Origin of the sequence: Streptomyces durbertensis (assembly GCF_014156695.1) — a bacterium.
GTDB lineage: Bacteria > Actinomycetota > Actinomycetes > Streptomycetales > Streptomycetaceae > Streptomyces > Streptomyces durbertensis.
The window spans coordinates 1-24,576 of the sequence record NZ_WMLF01000003.1 but is presented as its reverse complement, the minus strand read 5'-3'; the positions used below and the strand labels follow the sequence as shown (position 1 = coordinate 24,576).

Sequence of the window (24,576 nt, the reverse complement as noted above, 5' to 3'; positions counted from 1 at the left end):
TCGACGGTATGCACACGACGGCGGCCGTCGAGGTCGCGGGCCTGGTGAAGCGCTACGGGCGGAAGACGGCGGTGGACGGCCTCGACCTCACCGTGGCCCACGGCTCGATCACGGCCGTACTGGGCCCCAACGGCGCCGGCAAGACGACCACCGTGGAGACCTGCGAGGGCTACCGGCGTCCCGACGCCGGCACGGTACGCGTCCTCGGTCTCGACCCGGTCGCCCGGGCGGCCGAGCTGCGTCCGCGCGTCGGCGTGATGCTCCAGAACGGCGGCGTCTACCCCGGCGTGCGCGCCATGGAGATGCTGCGGCACACCGCCCGGCTGCACCGCCACCCGCTGGACGTCGACGAGCTCGCCGAACGCCTCGGGCTCGGCGGCTGCGGCCGCACGCCCTACCGGCGGCTGTCCGGCGGCCAGCAGCGCCGGTTGGCGCTGGCCATGGCCGTGGTCGGCCGCCCGGAGCTGGTCTTCCTGGACGAGCCGACGGCCGGCCTCGACCCGCAGGCCCGCCGCGCCACCTGGGAACTGGTGAGCGCGCTGCGCACCGACGGGGTGACGGTCGTGCTCACCACGCACCACATGGAGGAGGCCGAGGAGCTGGCCGACCACGTGGCCATCGTGGACGCCGGCCGCGTCGTCGCCGAGGGCAGCCCGCGGGAGCTGTGCCGGGGACGGGCCGAGAACACGCTGAGCTTCGTCGGCCGCCCCGGCCTCGACCTGGAGTCGCTGCTCAAGGCCCTGCCGCCCGGCTGCGCGGTCACCGAGCCGGCGGCCGGCAGCTACCGGGTCACCGGCGACGTGGGCCCCGAACTGCTGGCCACCGTCACCTCCTGGTGCGCCCAGCACGGCGTGCTGCCCGAGCGGATCGCGATCGAGCGGCAGACCCTGGAGGACGTCTTCCTCGAACTCACAGGCAAGGAGCTGCGCGGGTGAGCACCCCCACAGGCACCCCGGACGGCGTCCAGGCGGCCGGCCCGTTCAGCCCCCGCCCGGGCGCGGCCCCGGTCGGCCGGATGATCGTCGCCCAGGCCCTGCTGGAGACGCGGATGCTGCTGCGCCACGGCGAGCAGCTGCTGCTGACCGTGATCATCCCGACGCTGCTGCTCGTCCTGTTCAGCACCGTGGAGATCGTCGACACCGGCGCGGGCGAGCCGGTGGACTTCCTCGCCCCCGGCGTGCTGGCCCTCGCGGTGCTCTCCACCGCCTTCACCGGTCAGGCGATCTCCACCGGCTTCGAGCGGCGCTACGGCGTGCTGAAGCGGCTGGGCGCCTCGCCGCTGCCGCGCTGGGCGCTGATGTGCGCGAAATCCGCGTCGGTGCTGATCGTCGAGGTGCTGCAGATCGCGCTGCTCACGGCGGTGGCGCTGTCGCTCGGCTGGTCCCCGAAGGGCGGGGTGGTCGGCGCGCTGGCGGTGGCCGCACTGCTGCTGGCCGGGACCGCCGCGTTCTCCGGCCTCGGGCTGCTGATGGCAGGCACGCTACGCGCCGAGGCGACGCTGGCGGCGGCCAACCTGGTCTTTGTGCTGCTGCTGGTCTGCGGGGGCGTGGTGGTGCCGCTGGAACGCTTCCCCGAGGCCGCGCAGACGGTGTTGGGAGCGCTGCCGGTGGCGGCGCTCGCCGACGGGCTGCGGGAGGTCCTGCAGCACGGCGCCGGGGTGCCGTGGGCGGCACTGGCGGTGCTGGCCGGCTGGGCGGTGGCCGGGCTCGGCCTGGCCGCCCGCTTCTTCCGCTGGGAGTGACCCGCGTACGACCGAGGGGGCGGCCCGTCCGGGCCGCCCCCTCGGTCGTCGCGCTGAGTCGTGTGCGCTCAGCCGAACCTGCTCAGCCGCACGTGCTCAGCCGCTGACCGGCGGGAGCACGTCGCCCGGAAGCCGGGAGGCCGCGGTCCGGTCGAGCAGCCACAGCGTGCGACGCCGCCCGTACACGCCGGCGGCCGGCGCCTGGACCTCGCCGGCGCCGGACAGCGCCAGCGCCGCCGCCTGCGCCTTGTCCTCGCCGGCGGCCAGCAGCCACACCTCGCGCGCCGACCGGATCGCCGGCAGGGTCAGCGAGATCCGGGTGGGCGGCGGCTTGGGCGCGCCGTGCACGCCGACCACCGTGCGCCGGGTCTCCCGGACGGCCGGCAGCTCCGGGAAGAGGGAGGCGACGTGGGTGTCCGGGCCGAGCCCGAGCAGCAGCACGTCGAACTCCGGGACCCGGCCGTCGCGCCCGCCGGACGGGGAGCCGGCCGCCGCCATCGCCAGCTCGGAGGCGTAGGCCGCGGCGGCGGTGTCCGCCGCCTCCGGCCCCTCGCCCCAGGGGCCGTCGGACGCCGGCATGGGGTGCACCCTGGCCGGGTCGAGGTCGACGGAGTCCAGCAGCGCCTCGCGGGCCTGGGTGTGGTTGCGGTCGGGGTCGCCGTCCGGCAGGAACCGTTCGTCACCCCACCACAGGTCGAGCCGTGACCAGTCGATGGTGTCGCGGGCCGGGGACTCGGCGAGGGCGGCGAGCAGCGCGTTGCCGTTGCGTCCGCCGGTGAGCACCACCGACGCGTGGCCGCGTTCGCTCTGCGCCTCCAGCACCGTCGCCGCCAGCCGCGCCGCCGCCTTGACGGCCAGTTCGGCTCCGTCGTGGTGGACGAACACCTGCGGGTCGGACGTCATCGAGCCACCGCCTTCGGTTTGTCGTCGTCGCCGGGACCGGTCGGGTTCCCCGAGGCGGCGGCGTCATTCCCGGCGTCATTTCCGGCGGCTTGGGCGCGCTTGCCGCCGGTCGCGCGGGAGCGCTTGGCGCCCTTGCCCCGGTCGGCCTCCGAGGCGGCGTCGGCGGGCGCGGCGGCTTCCACCGGCTCGGACGGCCGGCCGAGCCGGTCGAGACCGAAGCACAGCGCCTCGTGGTACGTCTCGTCCGGGTCCAGGCGGCGCAGTTCCTCGGCGATCAGCTCTGCCGTCGAGCGGCGGGGCAGCGCCACGTGCCGGTCGGGCTGGCCGGGCACGGCCAGCTCGGCCAGCCGCTCGTCCGGCCGGTCCAGGCAGATCTGCCCGTCGGCCGTGTTGAGGCGGACGGCGGTGATGCCGGGGCCGTCGGAGACGGCCCGCTCCACCGGGACACCGAGGCGGGCGGCGAGCCACAGCGCGAGCAGTTCGGTGCTCGGGTTGTACTCCTCGCCCTCGACGACGGCGCCGCTTATCCGGCCGTGCCGCTGGTCGAGCGCGGCGGCCAGCACGCTGCGCCAGGGGGTGATCCGGGTCCACGCCAGGTCGGTGTCGCCGGGCGCGTACGTCTCGGCGCGGCGCGCCAGGGTGGCGACCGGGTCCTCGGTGGCCGCCGCGTCGGTGATGCGCCGCTGGGCGAGCGTGCCCAGCAGGTCGGCGGACGGGTTGGCCGGGGCGTCCTCGGGCCACCACACGACCACCGGGGCGTCCGGCAGCAGCAGCGGCAGCACCACGCTGTAGGCGTGCGAGGCCAGCTCGCCGTGCAGCCGCAGCAGCACGGTCTCGCCGGTGCCCGTCTCGCCGCCCATGCGGACCTCGGCGTCCAGCCGCGCGACTGCCCGGTCGCGCGGCGAGCGGCCGGGGCGCCGGATGACCACCAGGATCCGCGACGGGTGCTCGGTGGAGGCGTCGCTCGCGGCCTTCAGCGCGTCGTAGTGGTTGCCCTCGTCGGTGACGATGACCAGGGTGAGCACCATGCCGACGGCCGGGAAGCCGGCCGCCCGGCGCACCCGGACCAGAGCCGCGTTGATCTGGCTGGACGTGGTGTTGGTCAGTTCCGTGTTCATGGCCGGCGCCAGCTCCTGCCGTCGCGTTTGAGCATCTCGTCGGCCGCCTTGGGCCCCCAGGTCCCGGCGACGTAGGGCTCGGGTCTCCCGTGCGCCTCCCAGTACTCCTCGACCGGGTCGAGGATCTCCCAGGAACGCTCGACCTCCTGGTGGCGGGGGAAGAGGTTGGCGTCGCCGAGCAGGACGTCCAGGATCAGCCGCTCGTACGCCTCGGGGCTGGACTCGGTGAAGGACTCGCCGTAGGCGAAGTCCATCGTGACGTCGCGGATCTCCATGGAGGTGCCGGGCACCTTGGAGCCGAACCGGATGGTGACGCCCTCGTCCGGCTGTACCCGGATGACCAGGGCGTTCTGCCCCAGCTCCTGGGTGTCGGTCGCGTTGAACGGCGAGTAGGGAGCCCGCTGGAAGACCACCGCGATCTCGGTGACCCGGCGGCCCAGCCGCTTGCCGGTGCGCAGGTAGAACGGCACGCCCGCCCAGCGCCGGTTGTCGATCTCCAGCTTGATGGCGGCGTAGGTGTCGGTCTTGGAGTGGGGGTTGATGCCCTCCTCGTCCAGGTAACCGGGGACCTTCTCGCCGCCCTGCCAGCCGGCGGTGTACTGGCCGCGCACGGTGTGCAGGCCCAGGTCGTCCGGCAGTCGCACGGCGTTGAGCACCTTGAGCTTCTCCTGCACCAGCGCCTTGGCGCCGAAGGAGGACGGCTCCTCCATCGCGGTCAGCGCCAGCAGCTGGAGCAGGTGGTTCTGGATGACGTCACGGGCGGAGCCGATGCCGTCGTAGTAGCCGGCCCGGCCGCCGATGCCGATGTCCTCGGCCATCGTGATCTGCACGTGGTCGACGTAGGAGCGGTTCCACAGCGGTTCGAACATGGTGTTCGCGAACCGCAGCGCCAGGATGTTCTGGACTGTCTCCTTGCCGAGGTAGTGGTCGATCCGGAAGACCTGGCTGGCCCGGAAGACGCCGTGCACGACCTGGTTGAGCTCCTGCGCGCTCTTCAGGTCGTGGCCGAAGGGCTTCTCGACGACGGCCCGCCGCCAGGAGCCCTCGGGGGCGTCGGACAGGCCGTGCTTCTTGAGCTGCTGGACGACGGTGGGGAAGAACTTCGGCGGCACGGACAGGTAGAACGCGAAGTTGCCGCCGGTGCCGCGCTCCTTGTCCAGTGCCTCGATGGTGTTCTTCAGGGTGCTGAACGCCTCGTCGTCGTCGAAGACGCCGGGCACGAAGCGCATGCCCTGGGCCAGCTGCTCCCAGACCTCCTCGCGGAAGGGAGTGCGGGCGTGCTCCCGGACCGCGTCCCGCACGACCTGCGCGAAGTCCTCGTGCTCCCAGTCCCGCCGGGCGAAGCCGACGAGGGAGAAGCCCGGCGGCAGCAGCCCCCGGTTGGCGAGGTCGTAGACGGCCGGCATGAGCTTCTTGCGGGACAGGTCGCCCGTGACGCCGAAGATGACCAGGCCCGACGGCCCCGCGATACGCGGGAGCCGCCGGTCCTGGGCGTCACGCAGCAAATTGACCGACGGTACGCCGGATTCGCCGCTCAACGGTGTCAGGCCTCCTTCGGGGCGAGGCTCTTGAGCTGCTTCTCGGTCGAGGACAGCAGGTCGTTCCAGCTGTCCTCGAACTTGGCGACGCCCTCGTCCTCCAGCAGCCGCACGACCTCGTCGTAGGAGATGCCGACACCGGCGAGCGCGTCGAGGTCGGCGCGGGCCTGCGCGTAGGTGCCGCGCACGGTGTCGCCGGTGATCTCGCCGTGGTCGTCGGTGGCCTCCAGCGTGGCCTCCGGCATGGTGTTGACCGTGCCGGGCGCGACGAGCTCGGTGACGTAGAGGGTGTCCGGGTAGGCCGGGTCCTTCACGCCGGTGGAGGCCCACAGCGGCCGCTGGGCGTTGGCGTTCTTGCCGGCCAGCGCCTGCCAGCGCGGGGAGGCGACGACCTCCTCGTACGCCTGGTAGGCGAGCCGGGCGTTGGCCAGCGCCGCCTTGCCGCGCAGCTCCTTGGCCTCGGCGGTGCCGAGGTTGTCGAGCCGCTTGTCGATCTCGGTGTCGACGCGGGAGACGAAGAACGAGGCGACCGAGTGGATCTTCGAGACGTCCAGCCCGCGGGCGTCGGCCTTCTCCAGGCCGGCCAGGTAGGCGTCCATGACCGCGCGGTAGCGCTCCAGCGAGAAGATCAGCGTGACGTTGACGCTGATGCCGGCGCCGATGACCTCGGTGATCGCCGGCAGGCCGGCCTCGGTGGCCGGGATCTTGATGAGCGTGTTCGGCCGGTCGACGAGCCAGGCGAGCTGCTTGGCCTCGGCGACGGTGGCGGCCGTGTGGTGCGCCAGGCGCGGGTCGACCTCGATGGAGACCCGGCCGTCCCGGCCGCCGGTGGCCTCGTACAGCGGCCGCAGGATGTCCGCGGCGTCCCGCACGTCGGCCGTGGTGATCATGCGGACGGCCTCTTCGACGGTCACCCCGCGCACGGCGAGGTCGCTGAGCTGCTGGCCGTAGCCCTCCCCCGCGCTGATCGCCTTCTGGAAGATCGACGGGTTGGTGGTGACGCCGACGACGTTCTTCTGGTCGATGAGCTCGGCCAGGTTGCCCGAGTTGATGCGCTCGCGCGAGAGGTCGTCGAGCCAGATCGCGACGCCCTCCTCGCTGAGGCGCGCCAGTGCGTCTGTCATGGGTTGTGCTCCTACGTGTCGGATGTGTGCGTCAGCGCTGTGCGGCGGCCAGGGATTCCCGCGCCGCCTCGACGACCGCGTCGGCGGTCAGCCCGAACTCGGTGAACAGTCTCTTGTAGTCGGCCGAGGCACCGAAGTGCTCGAGCGAGACAAGCCGGCCGGCGTCACCCAGGTAGCGGTACCAGGACTGGCCGACCCCGGCCTCCACGGCCACCCGCGCCCGCACCGACGACGGCAGCACCCGCTCGCGCCACTCGGCGTCCTGCTCCTCGAACCACTCCACGCACGGCATGGAGACCACGCGGGTCGGCACGCCGGCCTCCTGGAGCCGCTCGCGCGCCTCGACGGCGAGCTGCACCTCGGAGCCGGTCGCGATCAGCAGCACCTCGGGGGCGCCGCCCTCGGCGTCGAAGAGCACGTAACCGCCCTTGGCCGCCTCGGCGTTGGCCTCGTAGGTGGGGACGTTCTGCCGGGTGAGGGCCAGACCGTGCGGGGCGGGCTTGTCGGCGTGGCGGCGCAGCACCTCGGCCCAGACGATGGCGGTCTCGTTGGCGTCGGCCGGGCGGACGATGTTCAGGCCCGGGATGGCGCGCAGCGCCGACAGGTGCTCCACCGGCTGGTGGGTGGGGCCGTCCTCGCCGAGGCCGATCGAGTCGTGCGTCCACACGTAGGTGACGGGGGTGCGCATGAGGGCGGCGAGCCGGACGGCGGGGCGCATGTAGTCGGAGAACACCAGGAAGGTGCCGCCGTAGATGCGGGTGTTGCCGTGCAGCGCGATGCCGTTCATGACGGCGCCCATCGCGTGCTCGCGGATGCCGTAGTGGATCGTGCGGCCGTACGGGTCGGCGCCCGGCAGCTTGTTGCCGACCGGCAGGAACGAGGTGTTCTCGATGGTGGTGTTGTTGGAGCCGGCGAGGTCGGCGGAGCCGCCCCACAGCTCGGGCAGCACCGGGCCGAGCGCCTTGAGGACCGCGCCGGACGCCTTGCGGGTGGCGACGTCCTTGCCGGGCTCGAAGGTCGGCAGCGCCGCCTCCCAGCCCTCGGGCAGCTCACCGGCGGCGATCCGGTCGAACAGCGCGGACCGCTCGGGGTGGGCGCCGCGCCAGGCGGACAGCTCCTTCTCCCACGCCGAGCGGGCCTCACGGCCACGGTCGAGCGCGGTGCGGGTGTGCGCCAGGACGGCGTCGTCGACCTCGAAGCTGCGCTCGGGGTCGAAGCCGAGGACCCGCTTGGTGGCGGCGACCTCGTCGGCGCCGAGCGCCGAGCCGTGCGCGGCCTCGGTGTTCTGGGCGGTGGGGGCCGGCCAGGCGATGATCGAGCGCGCGGCGATCAGCGAGGGGCGGTCGGTGACGGCCTGGGCGGCCTTCAGCGCGTGGAACAGCGCCTCGGGGTCCAGGTCGCCGCTGGGGGCCTGGTCGACGCGCTGGACGTGCCAGCCGTAGGCCTCGTAGCGCTTGAGGGTGTCCTCGGAGACGGCGGTCTCGGTGTCGCCCTCGATGGAGATGTGGTTGTCGTCCCAGAGCACGACGAGGTTGCCGAGCTTCTGGTGGCCGGCCAGCGAGGAGGCCTCGGCGGCGACGCCCTCCTGGAGGCAGCCGTCACCGACGATCGTCCAGACGGTGTGGTCGAAGGGGGACTCGCCGGCGGGGGCCTCGGGGTCGAAGAGGCCGCGCTCGTAGCGGGCCGCCATGGCCATGCCCACGGCGTTGGCGACGCCCTGGCCGAGCGGCCCGGTGGTGGTCTCGACGCCGGTGGTGTGGCCGTACTCGGGGTGGCCGGGGGTCTTGCTGTCCCAGGTGCGGAAGGCCTTGAGGTCCTCCAGCTCCAGGCCGTACCCGGCGAGGAACAGCTGGGTGTAGAGGGTCAGGCTGGTGTGGCCGACCGAGAGGACGAACCGGTCGCGGCCCGCCCAGTCGGCGGTCGCCGGGTCGTGGCGCATGACCTTCTGGAAGAGCACGTAGGCGGCGGGCGCGAGGCTCATCGCCGTGCCCGGGTGGCCGTTGCCGACCTTCTGCACGGCGTCCATCGCCAGTACCCGGGCGGTGTCCACGGCACGCTGGTCCAGCTCGGTCCAGTCGAAGGCCCGGTCGTCGGCGGACTCGGTATCGGTGGTCGTCGGCTTGGTGCTCACCCTGGCTCAGGGCTCCTCTCACAGAACGGAAGCCGGTGGCCTGTCCCTCATCCGGCCCCATCGAGCCTACCTCCGCGTGAGGCGGCCCGGATTCGGCTGTTCGCTCCTTGGTACGCACGTGACGGGGCTACCGTTCGGTCACCGAAGGAGGGGACGGCACGGCGACTCTACGCGCGTAACATCGGCCTCCGCCAGACCTGTCCACAACACGGGTCACCCCCGGCCGCGAGCCGGGTCTGGCCAACGTCTAAAGTGGCGTGGTACGCGCGAGTCGCTCCGGTTCCGCACCGGACCTCGCTTGTTCCCACGCGCGGCGGCAGCCGCGGATGTCGCTTGTGATCAGGGGTGTTCGTGACAGCCGTCGAATCCTGTCCCGCGGGAGTCAGCGCAACGGGCACGGCACCCCGGGTGCCACTCGCGGCGAAGGTGAGGGCGTACGTCGCGCTCACCAAGCCGCGCATCATCGAGCTGCTGCTGATCACCACCATCCCGGTCATGTTCCTGGCCGCCCAGGGTGTGCCCGACCTGTGGCTGGTCCTGGCGACCTGCCTCGGCGGCTACCTCTCGGCGGGCGGCGCCAACGCGCTCAACATGTACATCGACCGGGACATCGACGCGCTGATGTCGCGCACCGCGAACCGGCCGCTGGTCACCGGGGTGCTGCGCCCCCGCCAGGCCCTGGTCTTCGGCCTCACCCTCGCGGTCGTCTCCACGCTGTGGTTCGGACTGCTGGTCAACTGGCTGTCGGCCGCGCTCTCGCTCGGCGCGCTGCTGTTCTACGTGGTCGTCTACACGATGCTGCTCAAGCGGCGCACCGCGCAGAACATCATCTGGGGCGGCATCGCCGGCTGCATGCCGGTCCTCATCGGCTGGTCCTCGGTGACGAACGAGGTCAGCTGGGCGGCCGTCATCCTCTTCCTGGTCATCTTCTTCTGGACGCCGCCGCACTACTGGCCGCTGTCGATGAAGGTCAAGGAGGACTACGCGCGGGTCGGCGTGCCGATGCTGCCGGTGATCGCCTCGAACCGCACGGTGGCCCGGCAGATCGTGCTCTACAGCTGGGTGATGGTCGGGGTGTCGCTGCTGCTGTGGCCGCTCGGCTACGTGGGCTGGTTCTACACGGCCGTGGCGCTGGCCGCCGGCGGCTGGTGGCTGTGGGAGGCGCACGCGCTGCACGCCCGCGCCCGGGCCGGCGTCACCGGGCCGAAGCTCAAGGAGATGCGGCTGTTCCACTGGTCGATCACCTACGTCTCCCTACTCTTCGTCGCGGTCGCCATCGACCCCTTCGTGCGCTGAGCCGCTTCCCGCGCGCCGGGAGTTCCTGACGGGCGATCCCCCGACCGTGGCACAGGCCACGGGACCGGGGGATCGCCCGTTTGATCTACTCACGGGTAGCATCGGAACATGGCAGACACGAAGCAGGCCGACGGCACCGAACGCGCGCGGAACACCAGGACCACGCGCAAGGCGGCCCGGTTGGCCAAGCAGATCACCGCGTTCGCGCGGAGCCACGGCGGCAGCGCCGAGGGGCAGATCGCGTACCTCGGCCAGCGTGGCGTACGTATCGTCCTGGTGGGCGCCAACGGCGAGTGGGGCGACCTGGTCGCCGAGAGCCACGACGTCGCGAAGACCGCCGTGGAGCGGGCCGGCATCACGTTGCACGAGGAGTTCGACGGCGAGTTCGCCGCCCGCGTGCGCACCGGCCCCTACGAGTGGTCGCGGATGGCCGGCATCCAGCTCGGCGGTCCCAGCAACAACTGAAGGGGCGCCTGGCGGCGGGGCGGCATGGTTCGCCGGTCGGCGCCCCGCTCGGGCGGAGGCGCCCGGCGCACCGGGTGGCGGTCGGCTCGGCCGCCGTGGGCACCTTCCGCGGGGACGCCGCCGCCGAGCACACGGGCGCGTTTGCCCCCGAGGGGCCTCGGCGCGGCTCTCCTGACGTGCGGGTGGCCGCGCCACCGCGACGCCCCAGCCGTACGCGCCGCGCCCCACGTCCACGCGGACGTGGGGCGCGGCGCTTCACGCGCGTGGCGCGGCGGCCTCAGACGGTCTCGGCGACCTCGCGGGACGGCGTGGTGCCGGCGCGCGTCGCGGGCACGGCCGGGGCGGCCGGCACCGGGCCGCGCTCCCGCAGCGACAGCAGCACCCGCAGGACGGCGATCCACACCAGCGTGGAGCCGAGCAGATGGATGCCGACCAGCAGCTCCGGCACGTCGGTCAGGTACTGGGCGTAGCCCACGACGATCTGCGAGGCGAGCACGATCGCCAGGTCGCGCACCCGGGCCTTCGGACCCGCGGGGGCGTCCATCACCCGCAGCAGCACCCAGAGCGCCGCGGTGAGCGCCACCACGGCCCAGGCCAGCGCCGCGTGCACCCGGGTGACCGTCTCCCAGTCCAGCGGGATGCGCGGGACCTCGCTGCTGTCGCCGGCGTGCGGCCCGGCGCCGGTGACCACCGTGCCGGCGACCACCAGGACGGCGGTGACGGCGACCAGCGCCACCGCGAGCTGCCGGACGCGGGGGCCGACCAGCGGCCGCGCCGGGCCGTCGCCCTCCCCCGCCCGGTGCCAGGTGACCAGCGCGACGGTGATCAGCGCGGTGGCCAGCAGGAAGTGCCCGGCCACGATGTAGGGGTTGAGCCCGGTGAGCACGGTGATCCCGCCGAGGACGGCGTTGCCCATCACCACCCAGAACTGCGCCCACGCCATCCGGGACAGCCCCGGCCGGGCCGGCTTGGCGCTGCGGGCGGCCACGATGGCCCAGCCGACGGCCGCGCACAGCACGTAGGTGAGCATCCGGTTGCCGAACTCGATGGCGCCGTGCAGGCCCATCTCAGGCGTCGCGAAGAGGCTGTCGTCGGTGCACTTCGGCCAGGTGTCGCAGCCCAGCCCGGAGCCGGTGAGCCGCACCGCCCCGCCGGTGACCACGATGACCACGCTCATCAGGAGCGCGGCGAGGGTGGCGCGCCGCAGGACACGCCGGGTGGGGGTCCACCGCTCGGCGACGAGGGTGATGGGGCTGCGGAACAAGGCGGGCTTCTTGGGCACGGGCCCATGGTAGGCCCGCGCTTGTGCGTGCTTTCACGAGGGGTGCGGGAGGGGCTGTGCCGAGCACGGCCCCTCCCGCCCTCGGTCAGCGGGTCAGCGGCCGCGCAGCTCCCGGTAGCGCCGCACGAGGGCGCTCGTCGAGCCGTCGAGACCGGGCACGTCCGTGCCCTCGGTGAGCGCCGGCTCGATCCGCTTGGCGAGCACCTTGCCCAGTTCCACGCCCCACTGGTCGAAGGAGTTGATGCCCCACAGCGCGCCCTGGACGAAGACCTTGTGCTCGTAGAGCGCGATCAGCTGGCCGAGCACCGACGGAGTGAGGGAGGACGCCAGGATCGTGGTGGTGGGCCGGTCGCCGGGGAACGTGCGGTGCGGCACCTGCTCCTCGGACACGCCGTCGGCGCGCACCTCCTCGGCGGTCCTGCCGAACGCCAGCGCCTGGCCCTGGGCGAAGAGGTTCGCCATCAGCAGGTCGTGCTGGTCGCGCAGCGGGCCGAGTTCGGCGACGGGCTCGGCGAAACCGATCAGGTCCGCCGGGATGAGCTTTGTCCCCTGGTGCAGCAACTGGTAGTACGCGTGCTGGCCGTTGGTGCCCGGGGTGCCCCAGACCACGGGGCCGGTCTGCCAGTCGACGGGCCGGCCCGCGCGGTCGACCCGCTTGCCGTTGGACTCCATGTCCAACTGCTGGAGGTAGGCGGTGAACTTCGACAGGTAGTGCGAGTAGGGCAGCACGGCGTGCGCCTCGGCGTCGTGGAACTCGCCGTACCAGAAGCCCAGCAGGCCGAGCAGCACGGGCGCGTTCCGCGCCGGCTCGGCCGTGCGGAAGTGCTCGTCGACGAGGTGGAAGCCGTCGAGCATCTCGCGGAAGTCCTCGGGGCCGATGGCCGTCATCAGCGAGAGGCCGATCGCCGAGTCGTAGGAGTAGCGTCCGCCGACCCAGTCCCAGAACTCGAACATGTTGGCCGTGTTGATGCCGAAGCCGGCGACCTCCTCGGCGTTGGTCGACACGGCGACGAAGTGCGCGGCCACCGCCTCGGGGCCGGCGCCCAGGCCCGCCAGCAGCCACTCGCGGGCCGCCTTGGCGTTGGTGATCGTCTCGATGGTGGTGAACGTCTTCGAGGCGACGACGAACAGCGTCTCGGCGGGGTCGAGGTCGCGGACGGCCTCGTGCAGGTCGGCACCGTCGACGTTGGAGACGAACCGGAAGTCCAGCTCCCTGGCGGTGCGGTGGCGCAGCGCCTCGTACGCCATGGCGGGGCCGAGGTCGGAACCGCCGATGCCGATGTTGACAACCGTCCTGATCGGCCGGCCGGTGTGCCCGAGCCAGGCGCCGGAACGCACCTGCCGCGCGAACTCCGCCATCCGGTCCAGCACGGCGTGCACGGCCGGCACGACGTTCTTGCCGTCGACCTCGACGACCGCCTCGCGCGGGGCGCGCAGCGCGGTGTGGAGGACGGCCCGGTCCTCGGTGTTGTTGATCTTCTCGCCGCGGAACATCGCGTCGCGCAGCTCGGCCACCCCGGCCGCCTCGGCCAGCTCCGTCAGCAGCGCCAGGGTCTCGTCGGTGACCAGGTGCTTCGCGTAGTCCAGGTGGAGGTCGCCGACCTGGAGGGAGTAGCGCTCGGCCCGCTTCGGGTCGTCCGCGAACAGGTCACGCAGGCCCACCCCGTTCAGACGGGCGCGGTGCTCGGTCAGAGCCTTCCACTGGGGCAGTCGGTCCAGTCGTACGCGGTCGGCTTCGCCGTAAGCGTTCATCTGCGAATTCAGCCCATTTCTCCTCGTGCGTACCCCGCCGGGCACCAACCTAATGGAGAAACGGGACCGTTGTGCACGAGGCGCCGTGGGAGACGGCGGCGGGCCGACGGTAAGCGGCCGGAATTCGCCGGGTCAGATCTCGCCGCGCAGTTTTGCCAGCGCCTCGGCGAGAATCGCCTCGCCGTCGGCGTCGCTGCGGCGCTCGCGCACGTACGCGAGGTGGGTCTTGTAGGGCTCGGTGCGCGGCGGGTCCGGGGGGTTGTCCTGGTCCTGCCCGGCGGGGAACCCGCAGCGCGGGCAGTCCCAGGTGTCCGGCACCTGGGCGTCGCTCGCAAAACTCGGCCTGGTCTCGTGCCCGTTGGAACACCAGAAGGAGATCCGCAGCCTGGGCGCGGCCTCTCCCCGCTCGGCCTCTCCCATCGGCCCGGCGCCGACCCTGCTGCCCCGGATCGCGTTGCCACCTGCCACGGTCGTAACTCCCTGCCTCGTGACTCTGTCCCCCTGAGGAACGAGGGGGCCTCACACCCGGTCACTCTGCGACCCGCTGCGCGCGACCGCGTGACGGGCAGGTACTGCCCGGTGTCGTGAGACACGCCACAGAGCCTATCAGGCTGGATTAGGGGCGTCCGCCGGTTGATTTCGTCACGAATACGTAAGGACCCGTAAGGACCCGTAAGGAAGCGTCAGGCCCCGTAAGGAAGCGTCAGGACTTCATCATCACGCCGAGCGCGACGATGATCCCGAACCAGATCAGCGCGACGACGATGGTGATCCGGTCGAGGTTCCGCTCGGCCACGGAGGAACCGCCCACGGAGGACTGCATACCGCCGCCGAACATGTCGGAGAGACCGCCGCCCTTGCCCTTGTGCATCAGCACCAGCAGCACCAGCAGCAGGCTGAACACAATCAGGGCGATCGACAGACCCAATTCCACGGCTGGACCAACTCTCTGGGGGCTTCGTAGGCGGAAGGAACGGATGGATCACAAGGGGCCGGGTCAACAGGCCGGCCCCGACAGGGTACGACGTCCGGGCCCGGAAGACCTAGTCAGGCCGCCGGCCGGCCCGGGCCGCGGGGCGCCACGCGCCTCGTCCCGTTCCCACCGCGGCGCGGGAACGGGACGAGGCGGCCGTGGAGCGGGGACGGACTACTGGTCCCGGAACCGGACGATCTTCGCGAACTCGTCGGCGTTCAGCGAGGCGCCGCCGACCAGCGCGCCGTCCACGTCCGGCTGCGACATGATCGCGTTGACGTTGTCGCCCTTCACCGAGCCGCCGTACTGGATGCGGACCTTGTCGGCCACGTCCTGGTGGTACAGCTCGGCGAGTCGGCCGCGGATCGCGCCGCAGACCTCCTGCGCGTCCTCGGGGGTGGCGACCTCGCCGGTGCCGATCGCCCAGACCGGCTCGTAGGCGATCACCAGGCGCTCGGCCTGCTCGGCCGGCACGCCCTCCAGGGCGCCGTCGACCTGGGCGAGGGTGTGCGCCACCTGGTTGCCCGCCTTGCGGACGTCCAGGCCCTCACCGACGCACAGGATCGGGACGATCTCGTTGCGGAACGCCGCCTTCACCTTGGCGTTGCACACCGCCTCGTCCTCGCCGTGGTACTGGCGCCGCTCGGAGTGGCCGACGACCACGTAGGAGCAGTTCAGCTTGGCCAGCATCGGCCCGCTGACCTCACCGGTGTAGGCACCCGAGTCGTGCACCGAGATGTCCTGGGCGCCGAAACCGATCTTCAGCTTGTCGCCGTTGACCAGGGACTGCACCGACCGCAGGTCGGTGAACGGCGGGAGGACGACGACCTCGGTGCCCTCGTAGTCCTTGTCGTCCAGGGTGAAGGCGAGCTTCTGGACGTGGGAGATGGCCTCGAGGTGGTTGAGGTTCATCTTCCAGTTGCCCGCCATGATGGGCGTACGGGAACTCACGTGTTCAGTCCTCCAGTGCGGCGAGACCGGGCAGGGTCTTGCCCTCCAGGTATTCGAGGCTCGCGCCTCCGCCGGTCGAGATGTGGCCGAAGGCGGTCTCGTCGAAGCCCAGCAGCCGGACGGCCGCCGCGCTGTCGCCGCCGCCGACGACGGTGAAGGCCGAGCTGTCCAGCAGGGCCTGGGCGACGGCACGGGTGCCGCCGGCGAAGTCCGGGTGCTCGAAGACGCCCATCGGGCCGTTCCAGAACACCGTCGCCGCGTCGGCGAGCTTGGCCGCGTACAGCTCCTGGGTCCTCGGGCCGATGTCCAGGCCCATCAGGTCGGCCGGGATCGCGTCCACGCCGACCGTCCGGGGCTCGGCCGGCGCCTTGGCCGCGAGGTCCGGGAACTCGGCCGCGGCGAGCACGTCCACCGGCAGGACGAACTCCACGCCGCGCTCCTCGGCCCGCTTGAGGTAGCCGCGCACGGCGTCCAGCTGGTCCTCCTGCAGCAGCGAGTTGCCCACCTCGTGGCCCTGCGCCTTGAGGAAGGTGTACGCCATGCCGCCGCCGATGAGGATGCGGTCGGCGCGCTCCAGCAGGTGGTCGATGACACCGAGCTTGTCGGAGACCTTCGCGCCGCCGAGCACCACGGCGTAGGGGCGCCGGACGTCGTCGGTCAGGCGGCGCAGCACGCCGACCTCGGTGGCGATCAGGCCGCCGGCCGCGTGCGGCAGCCGGGCCGGGAGGTCGAAGACCGAGGCGTGCTTGCGGTGCACGGCGCCGAAGCCGTCACCGACGTACAGGTCCGCGAGCGCGGCCAGCTCGTCGGCGAACGCGGCCCGCTCACCGTCGTCCTTGGCGGTCTCGCCGGCCTGGAAGCGCAGGTTCTCCAGCAGCGTGACCTCGCCGTCGCCGAGAGCGGCGACGGTGGCCTTCGCGCTTTCCCCCACGGTGTCGGTCGCGAACGCGACCTCGCGACCCAGTAGTTCACCGAGCCGGCGGGCGACCGGCGCGAGCGAGAACCGCGGGTCCGGCTCGCCCTTCGGGCGACCCAGGTGGGAGGCGACGATGACACGGGCGCCCGCCTCGGCGAGCCGCGAGATCGTCGGGACGGCGGCCCTGATCCGGCCGTCGTCGGTGATCGTGTCCCCGGCGAGCGGGACGTTCAGGTCGGCGCGGACGAAGACCCGCTTGCCCGCGACGCCGTCCCGGAGGAGATCGTCGATCGTCTTCATTGGTTACTGACTCCTTGGGTGGAAGGCCCGGCACGGCACCGGGCCCGCACGGCGCGTCGATGCGCCGCGCGGGCCCGGTGCCGTCACTTCTCGGCGCCCGCGATCGCGGCTGCGATCAGAGCTGGCCGCCGACGAAGACCGTGAGGTCGACCAGACGGTTGGAGTAGCCCCACTCGTTGTCGTACCAGCCGACGACCTTGACCTGCTTGCCCTGCGCCATCGTCAGGGAGGAGTCGAAGGTGCAGGAGGCCGGCCAGTTGACGATGTCCGAGGAGACGATCGGGTCCTCGGTGTACTCGAGGACGCCCTTCAGGTCGCCCTCGGCGGCCTTCTGGAAGGCGGCGTTGATCTCGTCCTTGGTGACCTCGCGGCCGAGTTCGAGGACGAGGTCGGTGACCGAGCCGGTGGGCACGGGCACCCGCATGGCGATGCCGTCCAGCTTGCCCTTGAGCTGCGGCAGGACAAGCGCGGTGGCCTTCGCGGCGCCGGTCGACGTCGGGATGATGTTCTCGGCGGCGGCCCGGGCGCGGCGGAGGTCCTTGTGCGGGAAGTCCAGGATGCGCTGGTCGTTGGTGTAGGCGTGGACCGTCGTCATCATGCCCTTGACGATGCCGAAGCTCTCGTCCAGGACCTTGGCCATCGGCGCCACGCAGTTGGTGGTGCAGGAGGCGTTGGAGACGACGTGGTGGTTCGCGGCGTCGTACTTGTCGTGGTTGACGCCCATCACGATCGTGATGTCCTCGTCCTTGGCCGGAGCCGAGATGAGGACCTTCTTGGCGCCGGCGGCCAGGTGCTTGGCCGCGTCCTCACGCTTGGTGAAGATGCCGGTGGACTCGATGACGATGTCCGCGCCCAGCTCGCCCCAGGGGAGATTCGCGGGGTCGCGCTCGGCCATCGTCCTGAAGGTCTGGCTGCCGACCGTGATCGTGTCCTCGGTGTGGCTGACCTCTTCCTTGAGGCGGCCGAGGATGCTGTCGTACTTCAGCAGGTGCACCAGGGTCGCGTTGTCGGTCAGGTCGTTGACTCCGACGATCTCGACATCCGCTCCCTGCTCAAGGAGGGCACGGAAGTAGTTGCGACCGATGCGGCCGAAGCCGTTGATTCCTACGCGGATCGTCACGAACCGATCTCCTCGTTAGGTACGCCGGTACGTGCGGGTACCGGCGAAGGGGTTGTTTGGGATGTCCCCGACCACCTCCGACCCTACCGCGCCGGGCCGCTCCCGGTTACATCGACGCCTCGGCCACGTTTCGCCCGTCATCCGACGGGTTCCGGCCTTTCGGAGCCGAGGCGGAACCCGTCGGACGGACGGCGTTTCCCATGAGGTCCCGCGGGTCGTACGGGTCCCGCGGGCGCCGCCGCGCGGCGTCAGCCCACCATCTCCTCGGTGAGGCTCGACTCGGTACCCGGGATCCCGAGGTCCGAGGCGCGCTTGTCCGCCATCGCGAGCAGGCGCCGGATCCGGCCGGCGACCGCGTCCTTGGTGAGCGGCGGGTCGGCCAGCGCGCCCAGCTCCTCCAGCGACGCCTGCTTGTGCTCCATGCGCAGCCGCCCGGCCGCGGCCAGGTGCTCGGGCACCTCGTCGCCCAGGATCTCCAACGCCCGCTGCACCCGGGCGCCGGCCGCCACCGCGGCGCGGGCCGAGCGGCGCAGGTTGGCGTCGTCGAAGTTCGCCAGCCGGTTGGCCGTGGCCCGCACCTCCCGGCGCATCCGGCGCTCCTCCCAGGCCAGCACCGACTCGTGCGCGCCCAGCCTGGTCAGCAGCGCGCCGATGGCGTCGCCGTCCCGGACCACCACCCGGTCCACGCCGCGCACCTCGCGGGCCTTGGCGCCGATCTGGAGCCGGCGGGCCGCGCCCACCAGGGCCAGCGCCGCCTCAGGACCCGGGCAGGTCACCTCGAGGGAGGAGGAGCGCCCCGGCTCGGTCAGCGAGCCGTGCGCCAGGAAGGCGCCGCGCCAGGCCGCCTCGGCGTCGCAGGTGGCCCCCGAGACCACCTGCGGCGGCAGGCCCCGGATCGGCCGGCCCCGGCCGTCCACCAGACCCGTCTGGCGGGCCAGCTGGTCGCCTCCCGCCACCACCCGAACGACGTACCTGCTGCCCCGGCGCAGCCCGCCCGGCGCCATCACCACGAGGTCCGAGTTGTGCCCGAAGATCTCCAGCACGTCCTTGCGGAGCCGGCGCGCCGCGATGCCGGTGTCCAGCTCGGCCTCGATCACGATGCGCCCGCTGACCAGGTGGAGTCCGCCCGCGAACCGCAGGATGGAGGAGACCTCCGACTTCCGGCAGCAGGTTCGGGTGACGGGTAGCCGGGAGATCTCGTCCTTCACCGCTGCCGTCATCGCCATGGGCCGATCCTTCCATGCATCCGAAAAATACGGTCGTACGCGGCGGCCAGCAGCTCCGGATCGTGCCGCGGGGAGCCGTCGGGGGCGGCGACCGCCGCGAGTTCGACCGCGCCACCGAGCAGTTCCGCGGCCTCCCGGCGCAGGCCTTCCGCGTCCGGCACCGCATCCTGGTCCGCCAGGACCACGTCGAAGGCGAGTTTAGGGGCGTGTCGGGCCAAAACCTCCAAATGACGCTGCGGGGAGAAGCCGTCGGTCTCGCCCGGTTGCGGCGCGAGGTTGAGTGACAGCACCTTCCGCGCCTTCGTCTCGCACAGCGCCTGGAGCAGTTCCGGCACCAGCAGGTGCGGGATCACCGAGGAGAACCAGGAGCCCGGCCCCACGACCACCCAGTCGGCGTCCAGCACCGCCGAGACCGCCTCCGGCACGGCCGGCGGGTCGCTCGGCACCAGGCGCACCCGCTGCACCTCGCCGGGCGTCAGCGCGACCGTCGCCTGGCCGCGGACGGTGGACAGCTCGTCGGGTCTGTCCGGGTCGTGGCCGCGCACCTCGGCCTGGAGTTCGAGGGGTACCGCCGACATCGGCAGCACCCGGCCGTGCGCCCCGAGCAGTTTGCCGACCAGGTCGAGCGCGGCGACGTGGTCGCCCAGCTGCTCCCACAGCGCCACGATGAGCAGGTTGCCCACGGCGTGGCCCTTGAGGTCGCCCTCGCCGGTGAACCGGTGCTGGACGACCTGGGCCCAGGTGCGGCCCCACTGGTCGTCCCCGCACAGCGCGGCCAGCGCCTTGCGGAGGTCGCCCGGCGGCAGCACGTCCAGCTCGTCCCGCAGCCGGCCGCTGGAGCCGCCGTCGTCGGCGACGGTCACCACCGCGGTGAGGTCACCGGTGATGCGGCGCAGCGCGGTCAGCGAGGCGGACAGCCCCATGCCGCCGCCCAGCGCGACCACCTTCGGCTGCCCCTTGCGGCCGGGGACGAGCTTGCGGCGGCGCAGCCGCAGAGTACGACCGGTCACCGAGCTCATTCACGTCCCATGTCCCGGTGGACGACCACGGTCTCCACTCCCTCGGCCGCGAGTCGCTTGCCGAGCCGCTCCGACATGGCGACGCTGCGGTGCTTGCCGCCGGTGCAGCCGACGGCGACCGTCACGTAGCGCTTGCCCTCCCGGCGGTAGCCGGCGGCGATCAGCTGGAGCAGCTCGGTGTAGCGGTCCAGGAACTCCTTGGCGCCCGGCTGGTTGAAGACGTAGGCCGCGACCTCCTCACTCGTTCCGGTGAAGGGGCGCAGCTCCGGCACCCAGTGCGGGTTCGGCAGGAAGCGGCAGTCGACGACCAGGTCGGCGTCGACCGGCAGCCCGTACTTGTAGCCGAACGACATCACGGTCGCCCGGAGCTCGGGCTCGTCCTCGCCGGCGAACCGGGCGTCCATCTTGGCGCGCAGCTCGTGCACGTTGAGGCTGGAGGTGTCGATCACCAGGTCGGCGTCGCCGCGCAGCTCGCGCAGCAGCTCCCGCTCGGCGGCGATGCCGTCGACGATGCGGCCGTCGCCCTGGAGCGGGTGCGGGCGGCGCACCGACTCGAAGCGTCGGACGAGGGCGTCGTCGGAGGCCTCCAGGAACACGATGCGGCGGGTGACCTTCTGCGCGGCCAGCCCGTTGAGCGACTCGCGCAGGCTGTCGAAGAAGCCGCGGCCGCGCACGTCGACCACGACGGCGATGCGCGCGACGTTCCCCTGGGAGCGGGCGCCCAGGTCGACCATGGTGGGGATGAGCGCCGGTGGCAGGTTGTCCACCACGAACCAGCCCAGGTCCTCCAGGCACTTGGCGGCGGTGCTGCGACCGGCGCCGGACATGCCGGAGATGATGACCAGCTCGGGGATCGTCCCGGTGCCGTTGCCCTCGGCGGGGCTGCTTGTACTCACCTGTGCCTCGTGCTGTTCGGTGTTGTCCATGTGGTCCCCCGGTGGTGTGGCCGTGGCGCTGTGCCCACGGCTCGATCTGTTTCAATCATCCTCGATGATCTCGCCGGTGGCCGTGTTCACCGCGGGCGCCGGGGCGGCGGCGCCGGCGAGCGCGGCCGCCACGGTCTCGGCCGTCTTGCGGCCGATGCCGGGCACCTCGCACAGCTCCTCGACCGTCGCGGCGCGCAGCCGCTTCACCGAGCCGAAGTGCTTGACCAGCGCCTGCTTGCGGGTCTCCCCCAGCCCCGGCACCGCGTCCAGCGGGCCCGATCTGAGCGCCTTGACGCGCTTGCCGCGCTGGTAGCGCAGAGCGAACCGGTGCGCCTCGTCGCGGACCCGCTGGAGCAGGTACAGGCCCTCGCTGGTGCGTGGCAGGACCACCGGGTCCGGGTCGTCGGGCAGCCAGACCTCCTCCAGGCGTTTGGCCAGACCGCAGACGGCGACGTCGTCGATGCCCAGCTCGTCGAGGGCGGCGCGGGCGGCGGCGACCTGCGGGCGGCCGCCGTCGACGACGAGGAGCTGCGGCGGGTAGGCGAACCGCTTGGGGCGGCCGTCCGGCTCGCGCGGGCCGCCGTCGACGGCCTCGGTCCCGGGGGCGGTGTCCTGTGCGGCGTCGGAGCCGGTGTCCTGTGCCGCGTCCGGCGCGGCGGGCGGCTCGGGTTCGACCCATTCGCCGGTGCGCTGCTTCTCCCGCAGGTAGCGGCGGAAGCGGCGGCCCACCACCTCGTTCATGGCGCGGACGTCGTCCTGTCCCTCGAAGGAGCGGATCTGGAAGCGCCGGTACTCGCTCTTCCTCGGCAGCCCGTCCTCGAAGACGACCATCGACGCGACGACGTCCTCGCCCTGGAGGTGGGAGACGTCGAAGCACTCGATGCGCAGCGGCACGGAGTCCAGGTCGAGGGCTTCGGCGATCTCCTCCAGGGCCCGGGAGCGGGTCGTGAGGTCGGAGGCGCGTTTGGTCTTGTGGAGGGTGAGGGTCTGCTCGGCGTTGCGCCGGACGGTGTCCATCAGGTCGCGCTTGTCACCGCGCCGCGGGACGCGCAGGTCGACGCGGGCGCCGCGCAGCCCGGACAGCCACTCGGTCAGCGGCCCGGCGGGCTCGGGCAGCGCGGGCACCAGGACCTCGCGGGGGATCGCCTCGCCGCGCTCCTCGCCGTACAGCTGCTGGAGGGCGTGCTCGACGAGCTCGCCGGTGCCGATGGCCTCCACCTTGTCGGTGACCCAGCCGCGCTGGCCCCGGATGCGGCCGCCGCGCACGTGGAAGATCTGCACCGCCGCCTCCAGCTCGTCCTCGGCGAGCGCGACGACGTCGGCGTCGGTGGCGTCGCCGAACACCACGGCGTTCTTCTCCATCGCGCGGCGCAGCGCCTGGATGTCGTCGCGCAGCCGGGCGGCGCGCTCGTACTCCATGTCCTCGGCCGCGAGCTGCATCTCCTTCTCCAGCCGGCGGAGGTGGGCGCTCGTCCGGCCGGCCATGAAGTCGCAGAACTCCTCGGCGAGTTCGCGGTGCTCCTCGGCGGAGACGCGGCCCACGCAGGGCGCCGAGCACTTGCCGATGTAGCCGAGCAGGCAGGGCCGGCCGATCTGCGCGGAGCGCTTGAACACGCCCGCCGAGCAGGTGCGGACGGGGAAGACGCGCAGCAGCAGGTCGACCGTCTCGCGGATCGCCCAGGCGTGGCCGTACGGTCCGAAGTAGCGCACGCCCTTCCGCTTGGCGCCGCGCATCACCTGGGCCCGGGGGAACTCCTCGTTCATGGTGACCGCGAGGTAGGGGTAGCTCTTGTCGTCCCGGTACTTGACGTTGAACCGGGGGTCGAACTCCTTGATCCAGGTGTACTCCAGCTGCAGCGCCTCGACCTCGGTGGACACCACCGTCCAGTCGACCGAGGCGGCGGTGGTGACCATGGTGCGGGTGCGCGGGTGGAGGTTGGAGAGGTCCTGGAAGTAGGAGGACAGGCGCGGCCGCAGGCTTTTTGCCTTGCCGACGTAGATCACCCGCTGGTGCTCGTCGCGGAAGCGGTAGACCCCCGGGGAATCGGGGATCTGCCCCGGCTTGGGACGGTAGCTGGAGGGGTCTGCCATGCCTCACACCCTACGACCCGGCACCGACAGGACGCCGCCCCCGCCGACGGGTATCGGCCGCGGTGCGGGGGCGCGCCACCCGACAGCGGGACGGCCGGTCCGCGGGGGAGGCTTCCCGGGGCTCACCAGCCGCGTTCGCGCCACTCCGGGAGGTGGGGGCGTTCGGCGCCGAGGCTGGTGTCGGCGCCGTGGCCGGGGTAGACCCAGGTCTCGTCGGGGAGTTCACCGAACAGCTTGGTCTCCACGTCGTGCAGCAGGGAGTTGAAGTTGTCGGCGTCGCCCCAGGTGTTTCCGACACCGCCGGGGAAGAGGCTGTCGCCGGTGAAGGCGTGGGGGTGGCCGTGCGGGTCGTCGTAGACGAGGGCGACGGAGCCGGGGGTGTGGCCGACCAGGTGCCGGACGGTCAGCTCGCACCTGCCGACGGTGACCGTGTCGCCGTCGTCCAGCGGTACGTCGGTGGGCATTGGGATGCCCTCCGCGTCGTGGCGGCCGGCGTACGTCCGGGCGCCGGTCTGCGCGACCACCTCGGCCAGCGCCTGCCAGTGGTCGCCGTGCCGGTGGGTGGTGACGACCTTGTCGATGCCGTCGGCGCCGATCAGGTTCAGCAGGGTCCGCGGTTCGGCGGCGGCGTCGATGAGCAGCTGCTCGTCGGTCTCCCGGCAGCGCAGCAGGTAGGCGTTGTTGTTCATCGAGCCGACGGCGACCTTGGAGATCAGCAGGTCGGCCAGTTCGTGGACCTCGGCCGGGCCGCCGACCTCGACCTTTCCGGTGTAGGGCATGGTGCGCCTTTCTGTTCTCGGGGCGGCGGGGCCGCTGCCCGGTGCGCCGGGGCCGCCGCGCACGCTCGGGTCGCCGCGGCCTACTGTGTCGGACGCCCGCTCGCTCAGAGCGGAGGCAGGGCGGGCAGCGGCGCGTCGGCCGTCAGCCCGCTGCCGGTGGTGCGGCCGGAGAGCCAGCCGACCAGCGCGCCGGGGGTGCCGACGACGATCCGCCGGGAGACGCCGGCGGCCGGTCCGCCGCCCGTCGTCCAGCTGCGGCCGTCCTCCGCGCGCAGCTCCAGCGCGGGCACGTCGGCGTGGCCGGAGAAGCGCCTGGCCAGGTACTCCACGGCGCGGTCGGTGAAGGCGCCGGGCAGCTCGTCGACCGAGTAGCCGACGCCGAGGTCGACGTGGTGGAGTTCGACCTCGACGAGCCTGCGGAAGGGGATCGCGGAGGCGGAGTCGGTGACGCCGTTGCGCAGCTCGACGGTGGCGTTCCACTGCTCGTCGGTGAGCGACTCCATGACCGACCGCAGCCGGTCGGAGCTGGCCCGCAGGTCGGCGAGCTGTTCGGCGGCGCCGCGTGGGGCGCCGGCGTTGATGTCGGCCTCCCTGGCCTCGCCGCTGACGTACATGGGGCGGCCCTGGAGGACGTTGACCAGCGCGTCGGCGTTGCGGGAGAGGTGGGTGAGCAGGTGGCCGCGGGTCCAGCCGGGCAGCAGCGACGGTTCGGCCACGGCCCTGTCGCCTAGGTGGCCCAGCTTCCCGACGGCGGCCAGCAGCCGGTCGGTGGCCTCCTCGAGTACGCGCGTCTCGGCGCGGGCGTCCGGGTGAGCGGAGGAATCCATCATGATCCAACGCTATCCCCGCCACACGTTCGGGTGAAGTGGGAAGCTCGGGACGGTAAATCGAATGTACGTGCTATACGCTCGTGAGAGCACCACCC

22 protein-coding genes are annotated in these 24,576 nt (G+C 72.3%); 4 read left to right on the top strand and 18 right to left on the bottom strand.

Annotation, left to right across the window (positions count from 1 at the left end; translation table 11 throughout):
- Positions 1 to 8: 8 nt before the first annotated feature.
- Both GL263_RS00420 and GL263_RS00415 read left to right on the top strand, forming a co-directional pair.
- On the top strand, positions 9 to 935 hold the full coding sequence (locus GL263_RS00420) for an ABC transporter ATP-binding protein (protein ID WP_182853484.1): 927 nt from the start codon (positions 9 to 11) through the stop codon (positions 933 to 935).
- Positions 936 to 1,015: 80 nt separating this feature from the next.
- Positions 1,016 to 1,741, top strand: coding sequence for an ABC transporter permease (locus GL263_RS00415; protein WP_182853499.1), 726 nt, complete (start codon positions 1,016 to 1,018; stop codon positions 1,739 to 1,741).
- A 96-nt stretch (positions 1,742 to 1,837) separates the two neighbouring features.
- On the opposite strand, the gene pgl is transcribed toward GL263_RS00415, so the two are convergent.
- From pgl to tkt, 5 genes are read right to left on the bottom strand one after another with little or no spacing between them, the layout of a single operon-like run.
- The gene (gene pgl / locus GL263_RS00410) at positions 1,838 to 2,644 is read right to left on the bottom strand and encodes a 6-phosphogluconolactonase (protein WP_182853483.1); all 807 of its coding nucleotides are present in this window, start codon (positions 2,642 to 2,644) and stop codon (positions 1,838 to 1,840) included.
- Positions 2,641 to 3,762, bottom strand: coding sequence for a glucose-6-phosphate dehydrogenase assembly protein OpcA (opcA, locus tag GL263_RS00405; RefSeq protein WP_182853482.1), 1,122 nt, complete (start codon positions 3,760 to 3,762; stop codon positions 2,641 to 2,643). Before opcA ends, pgl begins: the two co-directional genes overlap by 4 nt.
- Entirely contained in the window at positions 3,759 to 5,309 is a 1,551-nt protein-coding gene (zwf, locus tag GL263_RS00400; RefSeq protein ID WP_438947892.1) for a glucose-6-phosphate dehydrogenase, read from the bottom strand. The genes opcA and zwf overlap by 4 nt, the downstream gene beginning before the upstream one ends.
- On the bottom strand, positions 5,306 to 6,424 hold the full coding sequence (gene tal / locus GL263_RS00395) for a transaldolase (protein ID WP_182853480.1): 1,119 nt from the start codon (positions 6,422 to 6,424) through the stop codon (positions 5,306 to 5,308). Before tal ends, zwf begins: the two co-directional genes overlap by 4 nt.
- Positions 6,425 to 6,455: 31 nt before the next feature.
- On the bottom strand, positions 6,456 to 8,555 hold the full coding sequence (gene tkt, locus GL263_RS00390; RefSeq protein ID WP_182853479.1) for a transketolase: 2,100 nt from the start codon (positions 8,553 to 8,555) through the stop codon (positions 6,456 to 6,458).
- A 351-nt stretch (positions 8,556 to 8,906) separates the two neighbouring features.
- On the opposite strand from tkt, the gene GL263_RS00385 reads away from it, so the two are divergent.
- Complete coding sequence (locus tag GL263_RS00385; RefSeq protein WP_182853478.1) at positions 8,907 to 9,851, top strand: heme o synthase; 945 nt, start codon at positions 8,907 to 8,909, stop codon at positions 9,849 to 9,851.
- A gap of 108 nt (positions 9,852 to 9,959) precedes the next feature.
- The gene (locus GL263_RS00380) at positions 9,960 to 10,316 is read left to right on the top strand and encodes a hypothetical protein (protein ID WP_182853477.1); all 357 of its coding nucleotides are present in this window, start codon (positions 9,960 to 9,962) and stop codon (positions 10,314 to 10,316) included.
- Between the two features lie 277 nt (positions 10,317 to 10,593).
- Here the strand turns inward: GL263_RS00380 and GL263_RS00375 are convergent, their stop codons facing one another.
- From GL263_RS00375 to GL263_RS00315, 13 genes are all read right to left on the bottom strand, one after another.
- The gene (locus GL263_RS00375; RefSeq protein ID WP_182853476.1) at positions 10,594 to 11,598 is read right to left on the bottom strand and encodes a COX15/CtaA family protein; all 1,005 of its coding nucleotides are present in this window, start codon (positions 11,596 to 11,598) and stop codon (positions 10,594 to 10,596) included.
- Positions 11,599 to 11,691: 93 nt separating this feature from the next.
- The gene (pgi, locus tag GL263_RS00370) at positions 11,692 to 13,350 is read right to left on the bottom strand and encodes a glucose-6-phosphate isomerase (RefSeq protein ID WP_182853475.1); all 1,659 of its coding nucleotides are present in this window, start codon (positions 13,348 to 13,350) and stop codon (positions 11,692 to 11,694) included.
- A 132-nt stretch (positions 13,351 to 13,482) separates the two neighbouring features.
- Positions 13,483 to 13,818 (bottom strand): RNA polymerase-binding protein RbpA, encoded by a 336-nt coding sequence (locus tag GL263_RS00365; RefSeq protein ID WP_143646392.1) that lies wholly within the window; start codon positions 13,816 to 13,818, stop codon positions 13,483 to 13,485.
- A 235-nt stretch (positions 13,819 to 14,053) separates the two neighbouring features.
- On the bottom strand, positions 14,054 to 14,284 hold the full coding sequence (secG, locus tag GL263_RS00360) for a preprotein translocase subunit SecG (protein WP_182853474.1): 231 nt from the start codon (positions 14,282 to 14,284) through the stop codon (positions 14,054 to 14,056).
- A gap of 213 nt (positions 14,285 to 14,497) precedes the next feature.
- Positions 14,498 to 15,274: a triose-phosphate isomerase gene (gene tpiA, locus GL263_RS00355; protein WP_182853473.1), complete on the bottom strand. Its 777-nt coding sequence runs from the start codon at positions 15,272 to 15,274 to the stop codon at positions 14,498 to 14,500.
- 4 nt (positions 15,275 to 15,278) lie between these two features.
- Entirely contained in the window at positions 15,279 to 16,490 is a 1,212-nt protein-coding gene (locus tag GL263_RS00350) for a phosphoglycerate kinase (protein WP_182853472.1), read from the bottom strand.
- Between the two features lie 115 nt (positions 16,491 to 16,605).
- Positions 16,606 to 17,610: a type I glyceraldehyde-3-phosphate dehydrogenase gene (gene gap, locus GL263_RS00345; protein ID WP_182853471.1), complete on the bottom strand. Its 1,005-nt coding sequence runs from the start codon at positions 17,608 to 17,610 to the stop codon at positions 16,606 to 16,608.
- A 248-nt stretch (positions 17,611 to 17,858) separates the two neighbouring features.
- The gene (whiA, locus tag GL263_RS00340) at positions 17,859 to 18,836 is read right to left on the bottom strand and encodes a DNA-binding protein WhiA (RefSeq protein WP_182853470.1); all 978 of its coding nucleotides are present in this window, start codon (positions 18,834 to 18,836) and stop codon (positions 17,859 to 17,861) included.
- Positions 18,827 to 19,846 carry a gluconeogenesis factor YvcK family protein gene (locus GL263_RS00335; RefSeq protein ID WP_182853469.1) on the bottom strand — a complete coding sequence of 340 codons (1,020 nt, stop codon included), beginning with the start codon at positions 19,844 to 19,846 and terminating at the stop codon, positions 18,827 to 18,829. The genes whiA and GL263_RS00335 overlap by 10 nt, the downstream gene beginning before the upstream one ends.
- Positions 19,847 to 19,851: 5 nt before the next feature.
- Positions 19,852 to 20,781: an RNase adapter RapZ gene (gene rapZ, locus GL263_RS00330; RefSeq protein ID WP_228455981.1), complete on the bottom strand. Its 930-nt coding sequence runs from the start codon at positions 20,779 to 20,781 to the stop codon at positions 19,852 to 19,854.
- Between the two features lie 51 nt (positions 20,782 to 20,832).
- A complete protein-coding gene (gene uvrC / locus GL263_RS00325) occupies positions 20,833 to 22,872 on the bottom strand; it encodes an excinuclease ABC subunit UvrC (protein ID WP_182853468.1) in 2,040 nt (679 codons plus the stop codon).
- Between the two features lie 122 nt (positions 22,873 to 22,994).
- Positions 22,995 to 23,651, bottom strand: coding sequence for an MBL fold metallo-hydrolase (locus GL263_RS00320; RefSeq protein ID WP_182853467.1), 657 nt, complete (start codon positions 23,649 to 23,651; stop codon positions 22,995 to 22,997).
- A gap of 104 nt (positions 23,652 to 23,755) precedes the next feature.
- A complete protein-coding gene (locus GL263_RS00315) occupies positions 23,756 to 24,478 on the bottom strand; it encodes a maleylpyruvate isomerase family mycothiol-dependent enzyme (RefSeq protein ID WP_182853497.1) in 723 nt (240 codons plus the stop codon).
- Between the last annotated feature and the right edge of the window lie 98 nt (positions 24,479 to 24,576).

Excerpts from the sequence above, each read along its gene's own strand:
- opcA (WP_182853482.1), bottom strand. The coding sequence starts at position 3,762 with ATGAACACGGAACTGACCAACACCACGTCCAGCCAGATCAACGCGGCT.
- GL263_RS00350 (WP_182853472.1), bottom strand. The coding sequence starts at position 16,490 with ATGAAGACGATCGACGATCTCCTCCGGGACGGCGTCGCGGGCAAGCGG.
- GL263_RS00320 (WP_182853467.1), bottom strand. The coding sequence starts at position 23,651 with ATGCCCTACACCGGAAAGGTCGAGGTCGGCGGCCCGGCCGAGGTCCAC.
- GL263_RS00420 (WP_182853484.1), top strand. The coding sequence starts at position 9 with ATGCACACGACGGCGGCCGTCGAGGTCGCGGGCCTGGTGAAGCGCTAC.
- rapZ (WP_228455981.1), bottom strand. The coding sequence starts at position 20,781 with ATGGACAACACCGAACAGCACGAGGCACAGGTGAGTACAAGCAGCCCC.
- uvrC (WP_182853468.1), bottom strand. The coding sequence starts at position 22,872 with ATGGCAGACCCCTCCAGCTACCGTCCCAAGCCGGGGCAGATCCCCGAT.
- tal (WP_182853480.1), bottom strand. The coding sequence starts at position 6,424 with ATGACAGACGCACTGGCGCGCCTCAGCGAGGAGGGCGTCGCGATCTGG.
- GL263_RS00380 (WP_182853477.1), top strand. The coding sequence starts at position 9,960 with ATGGCAGACACGAAGCAGGCCGACGGCACCGAACGCGCGCGGAACACC.
- GL263_RS00315 (WP_182853497.1), bottom strand. The coding sequence starts at position 24,478 with ATGGATTCCTCCGCTCACCCGGACGCCCGCGCCGAGACGCGCGTACTC.
- pgi (WP_182853475.1), bottom strand. The coding sequence starts at position 13,350 with ATGAACGCTTACGGCGAAGCCGACCGCGTACGACTGGACCGACTGCCC.
- pgl (WP_182853483.1), bottom strand. The coding sequence starts at position 2,644 with ATGACGTCCGACCCGCAGGTGTTCGTCCACCACGACGGAGCCGAACTG.
- GL263_RS00415 (WP_182853499.1), top strand. The coding sequence starts at position 1,016 with ATGATCGTCGCCCAGGCCCTGCTGGAGACGCGGATGCTGCTGCGCCAC.
- whiA (WP_182853470.1), bottom strand. The coding sequence starts at position 18,836 with ATGGCGATGACGGCAGCGGTGAAGGACGAGATCTCCCGGCTACCCGTC.